This is a genomic window from Enterococcus spodopteracolus (assembly GCF_030441955.1).
GTDB lineage: Bacteria > Bacillota > Bacilli > Lactobacillales > Enterococcaceae > Enterococcus_B > Enterococcus_B spodopteracolus.
Map to the genome: position 1 here is coordinate 1 of NZ_JARJHD010000172.1, position 255 is coordinate 255.

Below are 255 nucleotides of genomic sequence, written 5' to 3' on the forward strand. Positions count from 1 at the left end.
GAGCCTGAAGTGCCAGGAACAACAGGTCCGTTATCGATCATGAAAGCTGCCACGATGAACTTTGGCTCACAAGTGATCTCGAATCAAGATCAAACCTACAATATGATCGCAGAAAAGCAACAAAAAGCGGGTACAACAGGTGAAGAAAACAAAGTTCCTTATGTCAGTTTTGCGCAAGTACAAGATGTCCGTGGAACGAATGCGGGTTGGGACCTGCAAGTACGCATGACCGACTTTAAAGCAACGAGTACAACG

1 protein-coding gene is annotated in these 255 nt (G+C 45.9%); it reads left to right on the top strand.

The window, feature by feature from the left end:
- The coding region (locus P3R27_RS15060) for a WxL domain-containing protein (RefSeq protein ID WP_301357627.1) at window positions 1–255 on the top strand (255 nt) is incomplete at both ends.